At 46.5% G+C, this 17,360-nt stretch carries 18 protein-coding genes and 1 pseudogene; 4 read left to right on the forward strand and 15 right to left on the reverse strand.

The genetic code is table 11. The features are described from left to right. Positions 1-59: 59 nt before the first annotated feature. From dapF to MKY62_RS16900, 3 genes are all read right to left on the reverse strand, one after another. Positions 60-917 carry a diaminopimelate epimerase gene (dapF, locus tag MKY62_RS16890; protein ID WP_016886124.1) on the reverse strand — a complete coding sequence of 286 codons (858 nt, stop codon included), beginning with the start codon at positions 915-917 and terminating at the stop codon, positions 60-62. A 125-nt stretch (positions 918-1,042) separates the two neighbouring features. After that, a complete protein-coding gene (locus MKY62_RS16895) occupies positions 1,043-2,260 on the reverse strand; it encodes a NupC/NupG family nucleoside CNT transporter (protein WP_003184940.1) in 1,218 nt (405 codons plus the stop codon). 156 nt (positions 2,261-2,416) lie between these two features. Continuing rightward, a complete protein-coding gene (locus tag MKY62_RS16900) occupies positions 2,417-2,653 on the reverse strand; it encodes a YuzB family protein (protein ID WP_003184941.1) in 237 nt (78 codons plus the stop codon). Between the two features lie 271 nt (positions 2,654-2,924). On the opposite strand from MKY62_RS16900, the gene MKY62_RS16905 reads away from it, so the two are divergent. Continuing rightward, positions 2,925-3,992: an NAD(P)/FAD-dependent oxidoreductase gene (locus tag MKY62_RS16905; RefSeq protein ID WP_003184943.1), complete on the forward strand. Its 1,068-nt coding sequence runs from the start codon at positions 2,925-2,927 to the stop codon at positions 3,990-3,992. 107 nt (positions 3,993-4,099) lie between these two features. Here MKY62_RS16905 and MKY62_RS16910 read toward each other — a convergent pair whose 3' ends face one another. The 3 genes from MKY62_RS16910 to MKY62_RS16920 all read right to left on the reverse strand — a co-directional run bounded on the left by MKY62_RS16910 (position 4,100) and on the right by MKY62_RS16920 (position 6,094). After that, positions 4,100-4,471, reverse strand: coding sequence for an iron chaperone (locus MKY62_RS16910; protein WP_009329525.1), 372 nt, complete (start codon positions 4,469-4,471; stop codon positions 4,100-4,102). Positions 4,472-4,799: 328 nt separating this feature from the next. Beyond that, positions 4,800-4,982: a hypothetical protein gene (locus tag MKY62_RS16915; RefSeq protein ID WP_202604387.1), complete on the reverse strand. Its 183-nt coding sequence runs from the start codon at positions 4,980-4,982 to the stop codon at positions 4,800-4,802. A 5-nt stretch (positions 4,983-4,987) separates the two neighbouring features. Further along, positions 4,988-6,094 carry a Rap family tetratricopeptide repeat protein gene (locus tag MKY62_RS16920; RefSeq protein ID WP_003184949.1) on the reverse strand — a complete coding sequence of 369 codons (1,107 nt, stop codon included), beginning with the start codon at positions 6,092-6,094 and terminating at the stop codon, positions 4,988-4,990. A 275-nt stretch (positions 6,095-6,369) separates the two neighbouring features. Here MKY62_RS16920 and MKY62_RS16925 point away from each other — a divergent pair, with 275 nt between their 5' ends. Then, entirely contained in the window at positions 6,370-6,870 is a 501-nt protein-coding gene (locus MKY62_RS16925) for a phenolic acid decarboxylase (protein WP_003184951.1), read from the forward strand. A 9-nt stretch (positions 6,871-6,879) separates the two neighbouring features. On the opposite strand, the gene MKY62_RS16930 is transcribed toward MKY62_RS16925, so the two are convergent. Next, positions 6,880-7,146, reverse strand: a complete 267-nt coding sequence (locus MKY62_RS16930; protein WP_003184953.1) for a hypothetical protein — start codon at positions 7,144-7,146, stop codon at positions 6,880-6,882. 110 nt (positions 7,147-7,256) lie between these two features. Next, complete coding sequence (locus MKY62_RS16935; RefSeq protein WP_003184955.1) at positions 7,257-7,583, reverse strand: YuzD family protein; 327 nt, start codon at positions 7,581-7,583, stop codon at positions 7,257-7,259. A gap of 133 nt (positions 7,584-7,716) precedes the next feature. Here MKY62_RS16935 and MKY62_RS16940 point away from each other — a divergent pair. Next, positions 7,717-8,015, forward strand: a pseudogene (locus tag MKY62_RS16940) (NifU family protein). Positions 8,016-8,251: 236 nt separating this feature from the next. Here the strand turns inward: MKY62_RS16940 and MKY62_RS16945 are convergent. The 6 genes from MKY62_RS16945 to yutH all read right to left on the reverse strand — a co-directional run bounded on the left by MKY62_RS16945 (position 8,252) and on the right by yutH (position 15,892). Continuing rightward, on the reverse strand, positions 8,252-10,213 hold the full coding sequence (locus MKY62_RS16945) for a S9 family peptidase (protein ID WP_003184960.1): 1,962 nt from the start codon (positions 10,211-10,213) through the stop codon (positions 8,252-8,254). A gap of 106 nt (positions 10,214-10,319) precedes the next feature. After that, positions 10,320-11,240 carry a homoserine kinase gene (gene thrB, locus MKY62_RS16950; RefSeq protein WP_003184962.1) on the reverse strand — a complete coding sequence of 307 codons (921 nt, stop codon included), beginning with the start codon at positions 11,238-11,240 and terminating at the stop codon, positions 10,320-10,322. Beyond that, positions 11,237-12,295: a threonine synthase gene (gene thrC / locus MKY62_RS16955; protein WP_003184964.1), complete on the reverse strand. Its 1,059-nt coding sequence runs from the start codon at positions 12,293-12,295 to the stop codon at positions 11,237-11,239. Before thrC ends, thrB begins: the two co-directional genes overlap by 4 nt. Beyond that, positions 12,295-13,596, reverse strand: a complete 1,302-nt coding sequence (locus tag MKY62_RS16960; protein WP_003184966.1) for a homoserine dehydrogenase — start codon at positions 13,594-13,596, stop codon at positions 12,295-12,297. Before MKY62_RS16960 ends, thrC begins: the two co-directional genes overlap by 1 nt. A gap of 233 nt (positions 13,597-13,829) precedes the next feature. Next, a complete protein-coding gene (locus MKY62_RS16965; protein ID WP_003184968.1) occupies positions 13,830-14,792 on the reverse strand; it encodes a D-glycerate dehydrogenase in 963 nt (320 codons plus the stop codon). Positions 14,793-14,881: 89 nt separating this feature from the next. Then, positions 14,882-15,892: a spore coat putative kinase YutH gene (yutH, locus tag MKY62_RS16970; RefSeq protein ID WP_025806011.1), complete on the reverse strand. Its 1,011-nt coding sequence runs from the start codon at positions 15,890-15,892 to the stop codon at positions 14,882-14,884. 144 nt (positions 15,893-16,036) lie between these two features. Between yutH and MKY62_RS16975 the strand changes: the two genes are divergently transcribed. Continuing rightward, positions 16,037-16,537, forward strand: coding sequence for a phosphatidylglycerophosphatase A (locus MKY62_RS16975; protein WP_003184971.1), 501 nt, complete (start codon positions 16,037-16,039; stop codon positions 16,535-16,537). A 45-nt stretch (positions 16,538-16,582) separates the two neighbouring features. Here MKY62_RS16975 and MKY62_RS16980 read toward each other — a convergent pair whose 3' ends face one another. Beyond that, positions 16,583-17,353, reverse strand: a complete 771-nt coding sequence (locus MKY62_RS16980) for a TIGR01457 family HAD-type hydrolase (RefSeq protein ID WP_003184973.1) — start codon at positions 17,351-17,353, stop codon at positions 16,583-16,585. Positions 17,354-17,360: the final 7 nt, after the last annotated feature.

Here is a 17,360-nt window from a genome sequence, read left to right on the forward strand (position 1 = left end):
AAAAGCTCATGTGTACCTTTATTATAAAGTCGCACGTCCGATTTCTCAAACAGACCGACTTATGATATAAAAAACTCGCCTTCACATACCGTTTCAGCGGGTCCCGTCATCATGACGCGTCCGTCGTTTTTCCAATTAATGATCAAATCGCCGCCGGCGAGATGGACGGTAATGTCCGTGTCCCGTTTGGAATAGCCGTTGAGCACCGAACTCACTGTGGCTGCGCAGGCGCCTGTTCCGCAAGCCTGGGTAATTCCTGATCCCCTTTCCCAAACGCGGAAATGGAGTTCATTTTCGTTTTCAACTTCAACAAATTCTACATTAACCCCTTCCGGAAACCTTTCATCTTTTTCAATGAGCGGTCCCATCGTCGTCAGCGGGGCTTTTTCAATATCGTCTAAATAAAAGACGATGTGGGGATTGCCCATGGATACAGCGGTACCCTTCATTTCACGGCCGCCGAATATCATCTTTTCATTGATCGTCTCTGAACCCTGTTCACCCCGCATCGGCATATCTGATTTGAGAAGTCGCGGTTCGCCCATATCGACCGTAGCCGATACAACTTTTCCTTCATCCACCTCAACCTGAGCCTTTACCAAGCCTGAAAGGGTTTCAATTAAAAAGGACGTTTCCTCTACCAGTTTATGTTCATACGCGTATTTTGCAACGCAGCGCAAACCGTTTCCGCAGTTTTTGCCTTCAGATCCGTCGCTGTTGAAAATCCGCATTTTAACCGGCGCTCGATCTGAAGGACAGATCAGAATCATTCCGTCTGAACCGATTCCGGTGTAAACGGAAGACACTTTGACGGCCAAATCCGACAACAGCTCCTCAGGGAGATGTTCTTCAAACTGATTGACGTATATATAGCTGTTTCCTAAGCCGTGCATTTTAGTAAAACGAAAAGAATTCATAGCCGCCTCCACATTTTTTTCTTTCTTCTAGTATAAAAGCTGAAAGGGATGGATACAATATGGCTATCCCCCGTTTTTCATACATAAAAGCTCCCTGCATTCATTTGCAGGGAGCTTTTATCATGTTATCCGATAAACATTCCGGCGATCGCCGCGCTTAAAAGGTTGGCCAATGTTCCGGCCGCAACGGCTTTCAAGCCGAGACGGGCGATATCGGAACGGCGGTTCGGCGCCATTCCTCCAAGTCCTCCAAGCAAAATCGCCACAGAAGACAAGTTTGCGAAACCGCACAGCGCAAAGCTGATAATCGAAGCTGTTTTGACGGAAAGCTGATCAAACATCGGAGCAAAATTGGAATAAGCGACAAATTCGTTCAGAACGAGCTTTTGACCGATAAAGCTTCCGGCCTGGACCGCTTCATCCCATGGCACGCCGATGACAAAGGCGAGCGGGGCAAATACATAGCCGAGAATATATTCGAGTGAAAGGTCTTTAAAGCCGAACCATCCGCCGACTCCTCCAAGAATTCCGTTTAAAACGGCAATCAAAGCAACAAAAGCAAGCAGCATCGCGCCGACATTCAACGCAAGAGAGAGACCCGTTGATGCCCCTTTTGCCGCGGCATCGATGACATTTGCTGCGTCTTCGTCTTCAGCCATTTGAATATCTTTTTCTTCAATTTTCGGTTTTTCCGTTTCGGGAATGAGCATTTTTGCCATAATCAAGCCCGCAGGTGCGGCCATAAAGCTCGCTGCAAGCAAATATTCGAGAGGAACCCCGAGAAGGGCGTAACCGAACAAAACAGAACCGGCCACTGAAGCGAGTCCGCCTGTCATAACGGCAAACAGCTCTGACTTTGTTAAGTTTGCGATAAACGGCTTAATTACAAGCGGCGCCTCAGTTTGCCCGACAAAGATATTGGCAGCTGCAGAAAGAGATTCCGTTTTGCTTGTTCCGAGCAGTTTTGCCAATCCGCCGCCGATGAAGCGGATGATCACTTGCATGATTCTTAAATGGTAAAGAACTGCAATCAGAGATGAAAAGAAGATGATAACAGGAAGAACGCTTAAAGCAAAGGCAGCACTGTCGCCTACTTGTAAGAGAGGCCCGAAGAGAAAGCTGATGCCTTCATTCGCATAATTGACGAGATGCTGAACGGCTTTTGTAAACCAAAGAAACGCTTCCCTCCCCGTTTCCCATTTGAGAACGATGAATCCGAACAGGAGCTGGATCGCCAAACCGATTAAAATCGTTCTTATGTTAATTTTGCTCTTATGCTCGGAAAGCAGGAAAGCAATCGCGAAAATCGCCAGAATACCAAGAAGTCCCCATAAAATGTTCATGACCACACCTCTTATTATTATTTAAACTTTTATTAAGATATCAATTAATGATTGGCCTGTCCACAAAAATTTTCACGAATTTTTTCTCTTTTTATGTAAACCCTTTCAATTAAAGGCTTTGCATGAAAAAACGAGATCACCAAGATGACCCCGTTTTTAAATGAGTTCATTTTCATCAATGAACTTGTATATATTTTCGACCAATTCAGCCGGATTATTCGCTGTCACCATTTCTCCGTTTACAAGAGCATACATCGTCTGCATGCATTGTCCGCAGTAACTCAGGCAGCCGTATTCAACGACATCCAAATTCGGATCTTTCTCCAATATTTCCTTTGCCTCCTGAGAACCTTGGGCAAGATTGCTGACGCAAAACTCAACGATTGGAAACACTTTATTTCACCTCACATCGCCTTTTTATCGTACCCTAAATGCGTTTCATTAGTCAAAGTTTAAGGCTGGAGAATAAAGCTTTTGTAACATATTAATACTTTAAAGAGTTTTACTAATTATCGATTCTAGGCGTTAGTGTAGGTTATTTTCCCGAGAAATATTGTGATTTTACATCAAATTAGATATAATTCTAGAGGGTATTTACATAGTTTTTTATTTTTGCAGTGTAAAAGGTGAGTTTCTTAATCTGAGGGGAAAAGGGGAATTACCAATGAGAAATTTAGTCTTGCTCGGCGGCGGATACGGGAATATGCGCATCATTCATCGTTTGCTGCCTAATCAGCTGCCAGATGATGTGATGATCACTTTAATCGACAGAAACCCTTACCATTGTTTAAAAACGGAGTATTACGCACTGGCTGCGGGGACGATTTCCGATCATCATATCAGAGTGTCCTTCCCGGATCACCCGAAGTTAAAGATTGAATACGGGACGATTTCGTCTGTTGATTTGGAAGGAAAAAAGGTTTTGTTTCATGACAGGGAGCCGGTATCCTATGATGACGCCGTCATCGGACTCGGCTGTGAAGATAAATATCACAACGTTCCCGGGGCGCCTGAACATACCTACAGCATTCAGACAATCGATCAATCACGCAGCACGTACCAGGCGCTCAACAACTTAAATGCGGAAGCCACCGTTGCGATCGTCGGGGCAGGACTGAGCGGCGTTGAGCTTGCGAGCGAGCTGAGGGAAAGCCGAAAAGATTTGAACATCATCCTTTTTGACCGGGGAGAATTAATTTTGTCGAGCTTCCCGAAGCGTTTGAGCAAATATGTGCAAAGCTGGTTTGAAGAGCACGGCGTCAAGATTATCAACTGCGCCAATATTACAAAGGTGGAAGAAGGCATCGTCTACAATCATGACGACCCGATCCAAGCCGACGCCATCGTCTGGACAGCGGGGATACAGCCGAATCAAATCGTTCGGGATCTCGATGTGGAAAAAGATCCGCAAGGGCGCGTCGTCCTGACGCCGCACCATAACCTGCCGGGAGACGAACACGTTTATGTTGTCGGCGACTGTGCAAGCCTGCCTCACGCGCCGAGCGCACAGCTGGCCGAAGCCCAGGCGGAACAAATCGTCCAAGTGCTTGAACTGCGCTGGAAAGGCGAACCTCTTCCTGAAACAATGCCGAAATTCAAGCTGAAAGGCGTCCTCGGGTCGCTCGGCAAAAAAGCCGGTTTCGGTTTAGTTGCTGAACGGCCGTTGATCGGCAGAGTGCCTCGCCTGCTGAAATCCGGCTTGCTTTGGATGTATAAGCATCATAATGGGTAGGTTTGCCGCGTACATGCGCGAAACCTTGGAGTTTTAGATAAACAGCGTTTTTCTTTCGGGGCGCTCTCTCGCCTTCATGAGAGGATGCCCCTTATTTTTGCGCTTTTTTATTTCCGCCAAAAAGTCGAGCAGTCCGCCTTATCCGCAATATTAAACTCGATCATTTTCTCAAGCAATGAAAAATCCACCGGACGATCCCAGCGGAAACGGACAAGCTGCTTCGTATGATCATAGCCGGCCTGCACAATTTCCTCAGAAAAACGATCGATCCCAGCGCTTTCAGGGGCGACAGCCAAATGATTTTTCGCGACGCTAAAGCCGATAATAAATGTGCCGTGATCAGTAAACATCGGCTGATTCCAAGCGATTTTCGGCGTTAAATTTGGAAATGTCTCCGCTACCCAACCCAATACTTCTTCCATCCGGGCACGATGTTCCGGATGATCAATTCCCGCTAAATATTCTTCAAAGACTTCCATGCTGCTCCCTCCTAAAAATGATTACATGCTAAATTGCGCTGTTCAGTATTGAATTTCCCCTGCAATCTGTCTATTGGCATGCCTCACATTGGCGTTAAGACCATTATAAGGATTTATAGAATGACAAGCACTATAAATCGGGCAGATTTTTCAATAGGATTCGACCAAAAGCCGGTGAGCGCCATTCCTGTCATGTGTTTCATATTTTTAATCTTCGCAAGCGATTTGCAGGGACGCCGGTTATATTTGCTTTCATAAAAAAAGCGCCGCTGGCGGCGCTTTTCGAAGAGAGCTTGTCCGGTGACAAGCAGGGTTATGCGGTGTTTTGTCAGGCGGCTGGCGAATTTCCGTCAAGGCTGTCGAGAAAGATCGCTCTGCCCGCCATCAGCTGAGCCGGCTTATCGTCAAGAAAAATGGCTCGGCCGGCAAACTCGGCATCTCCCTTCGGCTGAGACGAAAAACTTAAAACGACAAGGCTTGCAAAGACGGCAGTCAACGCAACGGCAATCATCTTTTTCACTTTAACTCCTCCGTTCTTTTAAGAATTTGGTCTCTTGCATGATGAGATTCTTCAAAATATTCGGCAGCTTTGTCTGCATCTCCATTTTCTTTATAGTAAAGTGCGATATCAAATGTTAATTCCGCTACATCCGTCCAGAGATTGATCGTTTTAAGATATTCTAAAGCATGTTCAACCGCAAGTGGATCCTGTTCATCATACAGAGCATGAATAAGTTTAAATTTCGACAAATATTCCCTTTCTCCTGCTTTTTCCGCACGGAAAAATCCTTTTTCATACAATTTGCGTGCTTCTTTGACAACATTTGATTTGTACAGCACATGTGTCAGTTCAAACATGGAATGGATGCCGTAAACCGATTCTTCATGCTCTTTGATAAGCAGCGCTTCTTTGAAATGATGTTCAGCCAATGTGAGGAGGTTGCGATTGACATAGCTCAACCCTAAGTTGTGGTGAGCCATGCCGAGGAGGACATGATGTTTGATCAGTGCCGCGTCTTTAAGGGCTTGCTTGTAATGCTGTTCGGCTTCATCAAAACGAAATAAATCGAGTTTATTTGCCCCGATCAGCATATCGTTGCTGATCGCTTTTTGAATGTAATCATCATGTGCTTTGAAGGTTTTTAGAGCTGTTTTCGCATGGTTTAAGGAAAGGAAATTTTGTTTGATTTGATAGTAGGCGATAGCCAGTTTGTAATGGAATTCGGCGATTTCGATTTGATCGGGGATTGTCCTGAGCTTTTCCTCGGCTAATTTATAATAATTGATTGCATTTGTATAATCCTTCTTATGAAATTCGTACATGCCAGCGAAAAAGAAATAATAATATTCAATCATGTCATCTGTGCTTTGCATATCGGCTTTTTGCTCCTGAATATCCTCGAACAGTTTGTTGGAAGCGGCAAACTCTTCTGTCAGCAGCTTGTGCCGATAGTCTAAAAGATTAAAATAAAGAAGCAGATCTTGATTTTCTTCCATATTCGGCAGCTGGTGCTCAATGTCGCATTTAATCGAGACCGCTTGTGATACTTCGTGACGCTTGATCATGACATACCATTGATTAAGCATTCCCGCAACTTCCTCATACGCAATTTTTGTCTTCAATCGTTTATCCTTCCTTTCTTCCCATGTCATTTCCTTTTTATGGGTTGTTTTTCATTTTACAGAATCGCTTATTTTTTGACAATCACTTTTCTAAATATTGGCATAATTTCCTAAGATAACTCAAAATTCTGACATTAATCGTAACAATCTTCTTTATTTGTGCAAATCTCTCAGGAAGTATTTTCGTTTGACATCGTTTTTGACGGCATTTTATAATTATATATGTAAATATCAACATGTTTAGATTTACATAAACAAATAAAGGAGCGGTTCATATGAATCAAGATGTAAAAGAGTTTGTAGGAAGCCATATGATCTATACGTATGAAAACGGATGGGAATATGAAATCTACATTAAAAATGACCATACCATCGATTACCGCATTCACAGCGGAATGGTTGGGGGACGCTGGGTTCGCGATCAAAAAGCCGATATCGTCAAGCTGACTGAAGGCGTCTATAAAGTATCCTGGACAGAACCGACAGGGACTGACGTTTCCTTGAACTTCATGCCGAATGAAAAGCGGATGCACGGCATCATCTTCTTCCCTAAATGGGTTCATGAACGCCCTGATATTACAGTCTGCTATCAAAATGACCATATCGACTTAATGGAGGAATCGCGCGAAAAATATGAGACGTATCCAAAATATGTCGTACCGGAATTCGCCGATATCACATTTATTGAAAATGCCGGAATCGATAATGAAGATCTGATTTCAAAAGCCCCTTATCTCGGAATGACGGATGACATCAGGGCAGGAAAGCGGGTATAAAAGGGAAAGTTAATGATATAATGACTGGACTTTTGTTAAGTCATCCAGCAGCGCTTTTATATCATCTTGCGACAAAGGTACAAGCATTTGGTCGTAGAGGGTGATGATCTGTCCGTCCTCATCGTGCTCATGCTGCCTTAAATAGTGCTGTAAAGCCTTGAGCTGGTTTTCTTTCAGACTGGTCTGCGTTTGAAACTGCTTGATTTTCTTTAATGAAAAAACATTCATTTCGTCATCAAAATCGCCTGACATGATTTGTCCTTCAATGCTTGACATGCTTGCTGTCCCTCCTAATTGATCTGGCTGATAGTTAGTCTGTCCGGTTTAAGAAAGGTGCAATCATAAAAAATAAAACAGCAAGGGGCATGTCTGTCCCTTGCTGTTTATCATGCAGGCTTATATCCTTGCTTTTCCATTTCTTTATACACGTCTTTCAGCTTCGGATTTCCTTCGCCGACCACTTGATCACCGACCATGACGAGCGGATAAAAATATTCGTCGTTCAGGATTTTTTCGGAGATTTCCTGTTTTTCAGGGTCGTTTTCCGGCGGCTGATGGATATCAATGTACGTGATTGAGAAAGGCTGGTCGGGATATTTTCTTTTCAGGGCGGCTTCTAGCCACTCATACGTTTCTTTTGATGACGGAAGGTTCACACAGCTTGGACAAAGAACGTCGGCACCGTAAACAAAAAGCTCGGCTTGTTTTTTCATCAGCGGCAGCTCCTTTCTCTTTATCTTTATTTTATTCTATTTTGTCCATCTGCTCCATATTGAAATGAAAATCGTTTTTTGTCTTTGCCGGCAAATATGATATAATATGTGGGAAAACGATTGAAACCAAACAATAGCTTTTTATTGTTCGACTGAATATAATGGTTGTATGATTTGAAAGGAGCGATACGAATGACGACAGAGGTCGAAATGAAAGAACAAGTACAGGAAGTGCTGGACAAACTTCGTCCGTTTTTACTCCGTGACGGCGGTGACTGTGAACTCGTCGATGTTGAAGACGGCATCGTCAAGCTTCGCCTGCTCGGCGCATGCGGAAGCTGCCCAAGTTCCACCATCACCCTTAAAGCTGGAATTGAGCGCGCCCTTTTAGAAGAAGTTCCGGGCGTCATTGAAGTAGAGCAAGTATTTTAATTTGAGAAGGCTGCCGTAACGGCAGCCTAAATTGTTGACAAAATCCTAAAACGGTTTTCAGTTTAGGATTTTGTCATCCTCTCAGCGTGATTGAAAACCCTTGCAGTCTAGGAAGGTCGAGCATCGGAGCGGAGCGAATGTTGGAATTCGTGAGCACCGACGCGCAGCCCTGACAACGAATGCGAGGGTTTGTCGACACGCTGAGGCTGCCGTAGTGTACGGCAGCCTTTTCTTTTTTATAGATAAGCTTCAAACCAGCCTGCAATATACTCAAGCCGCCTGATCCGCTGCTTCGGATGCCCGCTTCTTGATAAATCGTGTGACGCGTTCGGAAATCTGACGAGTTTTACTTCTTTCCCCATTTTTTTCAGCGCCGTAAACAGCTGTTCCGCCTGTTCAATCGGGCACCTGTCGTCCCGTTCGCCATGCAGAATGAGAAGAGGGGTCTCCACCTTGTCCGCGTATTTGAGCGGCGAATGCTCCCACAGTTTGCCTGGATCTTCAAAAAGGTCTGCACCGAGCTGCCAGTCTGTGAAAAAATAGCCGATGTCGCTTACCCCGTAAAAACTGATCCAGTTGGAAATGGACCTCTGTGTCACTGCGGCCTTGAAGCGCTTCGTGTGGCCGACAGCCCAGTTTGTCATAAAGCCCCCGTAGCTTCCTCCGGTGATGCCGAGCCTTTCTTGATCGACGAAATCATAATGTTCAAGCACGTGGTCAACAGCCGCCATTACATCCTTAAAATCTCCACCGCCGTAGTCGCCCCTCACCCGGTTGACAAAATCCTGTCCGTAGCCGTGGCTTCCCCGCGGGTTAACATATACGACGGCGCTTCCCTTTGCGGCCAGCACTTGAAATTCATGAAAATAAGCATTCGCATACATGGCGTGAGGTCCGCCGTGCACTTCCAGAATGAGCGGATACGTGTTTCCTTTTTCATATTGGGCGGGCTTTATCAGCCATCCGTGAATTGTCAGACCGTCCGCTGCCTGAAATTGAAGCTCCTCCGGTTCCGATATGATATGTTCTTCCGTAAACGCTTGGTTGGCATCTGTTAGTCGCTCCGCTTTTTCTTCACCCAATTGGAGATGGTAAAGTTCGCTCGGCCGGACGGGCAGGGCTATGGATGCCGCAAAGCCACTTTCGTCCGGATGCAGGCTGAATCCGTTCACATGCTCTTTTTCCAACCGGACCGGATAAGCAAGACCTTCGATTGATATGTAGTAAATGCCTGTAGAACCCTGGTCAGATCCGATGACATAAAAGCCGTTTCCGTCTTTGGTCCAGGCCGGTTTCGGAAGAACGCCTCCGACAAGGCTGTCTCCTGCCACCGCATCGCTGAGATGGACGTCAAGCATTTCCGTCAGACACGTTAGTTTTCCTGTTTCAATATCATACAGCCATGCTTTATCGAGCGTGGCGTTTTGATATTCTTTCTCGTTTCCGATAAATGCAAGGTGTTTGCCGTCAGGAGAAAACGATAGTGAAGAAAAAATGCCGTTTTGACCTGTGAGGCGCTTCAAATCACCTGTCGAAAGGTTCATCAAGTAGACATCGTTCACACGCATATCCGTTTGATTGGCGCAAAATGCAATCTGATCTCCGCACGGTGAAAATGCATGGCTGAAATGGTCGCGTTCAAGATCGGTCAGCTGTTTCATTTCCCCGGTTTCCACTTGAACGAGGACAAGCTGCGTATACTTTCCCCTTTTAAACCCTTGGCCGTCTGCTTTATATGACAAAGAATCGACTTCCAGCGGTTCGTGGTCTTCAATCTCGGTTTTCTTCTCATCGTCGACGCTTTCCTCTTTTGTCAGCTTCACTGAACAAAGCAATGACTTGCCGTCCGGCGACCATTCAGGCTGTGATACATCATAGGGAATATCGGTCACTTTTCTCGCTTCTCCCCCGGCGGCGCTTATCACGTAAATTTGTGCGGTTTCCTCGCGATTGGACGTAAATGCAAGGTATTTGCCGTCCGGCGACCAGCGGGGATGCTGGTTTCTGCCTTTCCCAAACGTCCATTGCACCGAAGCTTGTTTTTCGCGGTCGTAGATCATGATATGCGAATCATATGAGTCCTGTTTTTCGTTTACTTTTGTTTGGACGTAGGCGATTTTTGCACCATCGGGCGAATACTGGGGATCGGTAATGGATACAAGCTTGATGAGGTCTTTTTCGGTTATCAGCTGCTTCATGTCGTTTCTCCTCCTCATGTCTGTTTGCCATACTACTTCGACTTCCTAAATAAAAATCCTTGTTTTGAAGGCAAACAAAAAAAGAGCCGAAAAAGCTCTTTTTTCGTTAAACACTGTTTACTGATTTTCTTTCAACGATAATGCCTGTATCCGGGACATAAAGGCAGTCGACCTCACAGTGCGGAAACTTGGACGCAAGCTGGTTTCTCAGCGCCTCTCCTTTTCCTTTTTCAATAAAGGAAAGGATCGTCGGGCCGGCTCCGCTTAAAGCCGTCCCGAACGCGCCGTTTTGGCCTGCTTCATGCTCCACTTTCGAAAGCTCAGGGACGAGCGCCCTTCGGTATGGCTGGTGAAAGAGGTCTTTTTGCATCATGCGGCCGACAAGCTTCCAATCTTTCGCCATCAGTCCGGCGACGAGCATATTGCTGACCGCGCTTGCTTCCACGGCTTTCGGATAAGAGAGGCTTTCGGGAAGAACATCCCGCGCATCTTTTGTCAGCACTTCATAAAAAGGAATGACGACGACGACATCCAAATCGATGTCTTTCATAGAAACCATCTCTGTTTCATCTTCCTCATGAAGTCCGATGACAAGCCCGCCGAAAAGCGATGCTCCGGCATTGTCAGGATGGCCTTCTTCAAGGCTCGCAAAATGAAGTTTCTCGCGGTCTGAAAGCTTCAAATCGGCAAGTTCGTTCGCCAGCTCAACCGCAGCGGCAATTGCGGCTGCGCTGCTGCCGAGACCGCGCGCAAGCGGAATATCGCTCCACACTTTGACAAGGCTTGGCGGAAGTTCTTTTCCGAAGTGTGCGGCGGTCCGTTTGGCCACCTGGTAAATTAAATTGTCCGTTCCTTCAGGTATTCCCGCTACGACTTCTGTTTCAGCTTCAAAACGCCACTCATCATGAGGAAAAACAGACAGTCTTAAATAGCGGGACAGCGCCATGCCGACTGAATCAAAGCCCGGGCCAAGATTGGCCGTGCTTCCGGGAACCGTAACGGAAAACAGCATGTCAGCCTCAGTCATACACGAGCGGCTCCTTTTAAGTGTTCGAGAATAGCTTCTTCGTCTGTCGGCAGTGTGACAGGTTTGATCTGCGACACATCAACGGCTGTGTTCGGATCTTTCAGGCCGTTTCCGGTTAAGACGGCAACCACTTTCGCACCCGGCTGAATCTCTTTCGTTTGCAGCTGTTTCAGCACGCCCGCAATGGATGCGCATGATCCCGGTTCTGCAAATACGCCTTCTTCTCTTGCCAGGAGCTGATAAGCGTGGAGAATCTCCTCGTCTGACACTGCATCGATTTTACCGTTCGATTCTTTTGCAGCGTTGACCGCTTTATCCCAGCTAGCCGGATTTCCGATTCTGATCGCTGTCGCAACGGTTTCCGGCTTTTCAATTACTTTGTTTTTGACAATCGGGGCCGCGCCTTCCGCCTGAAAACCCTTCATGACCGGCAGGCCTGTGCCGTTTTTCTCATGATACTCTTTAAAGCCTTTCCAGTAAGCCGTTATATTACCGGCATTTCCGACAGGAATCGCTAGGATATCAGGCGCTTCGCCCAGCTGTTCACAAATTTCAAAGGAAGCGGTTTTCTGTCCTTCAATCCGGTATGGATTCACAGAGTTGACCAGCGCAATCGGCTCTTTCTCGCAAATGCTGCGCACCATTTTCAGGGCATCGTCGAAGTTTCCGTCGATCGCAATGATTTCTGCGCCGTACATGACGGCTTGGGCCAATTTTCCGAAGGCGATTTTGCCGTCTGGAATAATGACGATGCACTTCATGTTGGCGCGGGCCGCATAAGCCGCCGCAGCAGCCGACGTATTGCCGGTCGAAGCGCACATGATCGTGTCATTGCCTTCTTCTTTCGCCTTGGCGACCGCCATGACCATCCCGCGGTCTTTAAAGGAGCCTGTAGGGTTGACACCCTCCGTCTTGACATAAAGCTCGATTCCGAGCTTTTTCGAAAGGTTTTGCAGATAAATAAGCGGGGTATTTCCCTCGTTCAGCGTCAATTCCGGTGTTTTGTCCGTTACTGGCAAATATTCTTTATATTGATGGATGAGTCCTTTCCACATTAGCTCCAACCGTTCCCTTCTACTCGATAAGTGCTTTTCACCTGATGAACAACCTCAAGATCGTTCAGCTTTTGCAGGATATCCGTAAAATCCTCTTCTGACGTATGATGTGTCACAATGACAATCTCAGCCAGGTCGTCATGGCCTTTAATCGGAAGCTGAAGGATCTTTTCAAAGCTGACGCCTCTTTCTGAAAAAATCGATGTGATTTTCGAAAACGAACCAACCTGGTCTTTGACATGAATTCTTAAAAACTGCTGGGCAAAGATTTCAGACGGCGCCTTTATCTTCTTTTCAAACTGCGGATCGACAAAGCTGCTGCCGTTCACGCCAAGACGCATGTTTTTCATGACGGAGACCAAATCTGACACGACGGCGGTTGCAGTCGGCATGCTTCCGGCGCCAGGTCCGTAAAACATCGTTTCCCCTACGGCTTCGCCGTATACGTAAACCGCATTGAATTCATTATGGACGGAAGACAGCGGATGATGCTCCGGCAGCAATGTCGGCTGGACGCTCACTTCGACTTTTTGTCCGTCGCGCTGAGCGATGCCGATCAGCTTCATCGTATAGCCGAGCCGTTTGCTGAAATTGATGTCTTCATCAGACACTTGGGAAATGCCTTTCACTTTGACATCGTCAAGGTCGACATTCATTGAGAAACCGAGCCTGGCCAAAATCGCCATCTTTCTCGCGGCATCAAGACCTTCAACATCAGCTGTCGGGTCTGCTTCTGCGAAGCCGAGCTCCTGCGCTTCTTTCAGCACCTCGTCATAAGGCGCGTTTTCTTTGTTCATCTTCGTTAAAATAAAGTTGGTCGTTCCATTGACGATGCCCATCATCTTCGTAATCCGGTCTGAAGCCAGCCCGTCTTCAAGGCTTCGCAAAATCGGAATTCCGCCGGCGACGCTCGCTTCAAAATAAAGGTCGCAGCCGTTTTCTTTCGCGGCAGCCGTCAGTTCCGATCCATAGAGGGCGATCAAATCTTTATTCGCTGTCACGACGTGTTTCTTCGCCTGAAGCGCGTCAAGCAAATAGCGTCTCGTCTCCTCGATCCCCCCGATGACCTCGATAATGACATCTACTTCTGGATCTTGAATGACATCATAGGCTTCAGTCGTCAGAACGTCTTTGGAAAGCTCGACATCCCTCTTCTTATCTTTATCTTTTACAAGAACTTTTTGAATCGTAACAGGGCATCCGACTTGGTGTGTCAGCTTATCCTGGTGATCCTGAATAATCTTCACCACACCGCTCCCGACTGTTCCTAATCCTAGCAGCCCCACTCGTATCGCCTTCAATGAAATTCCACCTTTCTCTCTCTTGTCCGTCCTCTCTGAAAGGACATTTGTAAACACAACGCAGACATTTAAGTTACAAACATTATAATGGGGGATTCTTTTTTTGACAAGATGACATTTGCTGAAAACAAAACGTGAAAACGCTTTAGTCGTTGATATAATAAGATTCTATATATTCAGAAATATTTTTGTAAGAAAATCTTCCGAGCCGCTCAGGGCAGCCGGAAGAAACGTCAAATCTCGGTCTTTGCCTGCTTTCCTCTCAGGACAAGCGCAATATTTTCCGCACAAAGCCTCATCATGGCTTCTCTCGTTTCGACGGCGGCGCTGCCGATGTGAGGCAGCGCGGTGACTTGCGGCAGGCTGACGAGCGGGTGATCCTTTTGCACAGGTTCTTCCGCAAAGACGTCGAGTCCTGCGCCGGCAATATCTTTTTCGACCAGCGCTTCATATAAATCGTCTTCATTGACAACCTGTCCTCTTGAGACATTGATAAAAATAGCGGAGCGCTTCATCTTTTTAAAAGCGCTGCGGTTAAACAGATGCTTCGTTTCATGAGTCAGAGGTGTCAGGCAGACAACAAAATCCGCCTGTTCAAGCAGTTCATCGAAGGGCAGATAGGATGCGCCCAGTTCTGCTTCTGCATCTGGATTGCGGGTGCGGTTATGATATAAAATTTTCATGCCGAAGCCTTTCGCACGCCGGGCGACGGCTTGTCCGATGCTCCCCATCCCGACGATGCCGATCGTTTTATGATGGACATCCGCACCGGCCAAAAGCAGAGGACCCCAGCCCGTCCACTTCCCTTGTCTAATCCAGTCGCTCGCTTCGACGATTCTGCGGGCGGATGCCATCAGCAGAGCAAACGTCAAATCTGCCGTTGACTCTGTCAGCACGCCAGGCGTGTTGCAGCAGATGACGCGATGCTTTTGCGCAGCCTCCACATCGATGTTGTCATAGCCTACCGCCAAGTTGGCCACGACTTTTAAATGCGGCGCGCCTTTTAAAAGCTCCTCATCAATCGTGTCGGAAAGCATCGTCAACAGTCCGTGCGCCTTTTTTGCTTTTTCTTTCAGAATGGCGCGCGGACACGGTTCTTCTTCCTTTTCCCACATTTCAATATGGGCTTCTTCTTTTAACGCAGAAAGCTGTTCTTCAGGTAATTTTCTCGTCACATATACAAACGGTTTGTCCATGCTGCCTCGTTCCTTTCTAAGAGTAGCTTCCACTCTAAGCATATCGAAAAAATCCGAAAATGTTAACAGAAGAAAAGAACACCGCGAAGCTATGGTGTCCTTTTCAGCCAATTGACAGGCGGCATGCTTATCAATCCTGCGGATCTCATGCCCGCCATTTCTTGAAAGCCGTTCAGGAATTGCTCATATGCCGGCGCATGAGACAATAAATAGTCGAGTCTGCTTTCAAAATAATGGTGCTCTGATTCAGGAGAAATATAGTACCCTTCAACCGTCTCAAAATAGTGGAGCGGAAACAGCAGCCTGCTGTACATCAGCCGCTTAGAAAATGAGGATAGCGGCGCGGCTTGTTCGTATTGCTGAAGAAACAACATGATTTCATTGAAGTTTTTCCTTTCGTGAAACAAGCTTCTGGCATATTCCGCAAGATCCCTGGCCGCATGATCAAACACCCATTCCATCGGGATTTTAATAAGCGGCTCGCGCCTTAAAGCCTCGCAGGTGAGCCGCTGCTGGCAAATCGTTCCCGAGTCAGCGGCCTGCGGCTGATCATCCAATTCGGTATCTGCCAAATATTGAATCGCATTTTCGGTTAAACCGAGATAATAAGGAAACGATTCGATAAATTGTTTTTCAAAGGGCTGCAGCTGCCTTGCCTGCGTTTTTTGAATCCAGAATTGTTCCAGCTGGTCGAGCCGTTTCCCCCAAAGTTCTTTCCACTGCCCGATCCGCGAGGTTTCTTTTACCTCGTAAGGGTATCCCCTTCCCTTGTGATGAAATTCGGCGAGCTCCGCACCAAATGAAACGGACCTGTTTGTCATGCGGGGAGCAGCTTGAAGAAGCACATATGAGACGCCATTCTCCTCAAACGTCATCTCCCCGTCCTTTGTCAATATAAAAGATGAAACGTATGGGTCGCGCTGTTCTTGCAAATACTGACTCATACTAAACAATTCCGCCAGCTCATCCTGACTCAAGTGGGAAACAGGGACGATCAAAAACATCGAATTCGGGGTATGAAAAGCCTGATAAGACAAGTACGATGTAAGATCGCGAATGTAGATTCCGAATTTTTCTTTGATCAGCTCCTTCACGGACATCACTTCCTGCAAAATTTTTCTCCTTCTACACATCGTAATCATGAAGGGATTCTATTATGAATCGATCTGGAAAAAGAGTTCTAAAATCGTTACATTTTTAAAGTTGTTTGTATACACTAAGTAAAAAAAGATTGGGTGAAAATGATGCCGGAAAACAACAGCATGCATCAGATCGAAACAGCAGCAAAAGAATGGCTTGAGAAACGGGGCGTCAAGATTTCGGAAATTGCCGATCTTGTCTACGTATTGCAGAAGAAATATCATCCAAACTTAACAAAAGAAGAATGTGAAGAGAATGTCAACCGGGTCATGAAAAAACGTGAAGTTCAAAACGCCGTGATCACAGGGATTCAATTGGATATGCTGGGCGAGCAAAGAAAGCTCATGGAACCGCTCCAAACCTTAATCGAGACAGATGAAAGCCTGTACGGCGTCGATGAAATCTTATCCTTCTCCATTGTGAACTTGTATGGATCGATTGGTTATACAAATTATGGATATATTGATAAAATCAAACCGGGAGTGCTCGCACGTTTAAACGATAAATCAACAGGCGAATGCCACACGTTCTTGGATGATATCGTCGGAGCGATTGCGGCAGCCGCATCCAGCAGACTGGCGCATCGAGCAAAAGATGCGGAATAAGCCATTAAAAAAACACTTGTCTTTAAAAGACAAGTGTTTTTTGCGTTAGACGCGATCCAGCCATTCTGTCAGTGAATCAATGACATATGTCGGCTTTTCCTGATAGGCTTCAAGGTGTTCTTTTTTGGTCACGCCCGTATGAACGAGAAGCGTGTCCATCCCGGAATTCATTCCCGCCATAATATCCGTATCATAATTGTCACCGACCATCAGCGTTTCACTGATGTCTGTGCCGAGCACCTTCATCGCCTGCTCCATGATGATCGGCTCCGGCTTGCCGATAAAAATAGGCTCTGTCTGCGTAGAAACAGTTAATACTGACGTGAGAGAACCATTGCCTGGCAAGAGTCCTCTTTCTGTAGGAATGGCGATATCGCCGTTAGTCGAGATGAATGTAGCGCCGTTGCGGATGGCAAGACAACCGACGGCTAGCTTTTCGTATGTAATGCCGCGGTCGATGCCGACGACGACAAAGTCGGCGTCTTCCCCGCCGAATGCCAGCCCTTTTTCCTCAATGGCCTGACGGATCCCTTCTTCGCCGATCACATATACGGAAGCATCTCGTTTTTGTTCGGCGATAAAATTGGCGGTCGCCATGCTGGTTGTGAATACCTGGCTCTCTTCGGCCGGAATATCAAATGAAACAAGCTTGTCCGCCACTTGCTTCGGCGTGCGCGACGAGTTGTTCGTGACGAACAGATACGGGATGTTCCGGTCTTTCAGCTTCCTCACGAATTCGCATGCTTCTTCGATTTTTTCCGTCCCTTTGTACATTGTTCCATCAAGATCAATTAAGTATCCTTTGTATGTTTTCATGTTGTAC

Source organism: Bacillus sp. FSL R7-0646, assembly GCF_037969865.1.
GTDB classification, from domain to species: domain Bacteria; phylum Bacillota; class Bacilli; order Bacillales; family Bacillaceae; genus Bacillus; species Bacillus licheniformis.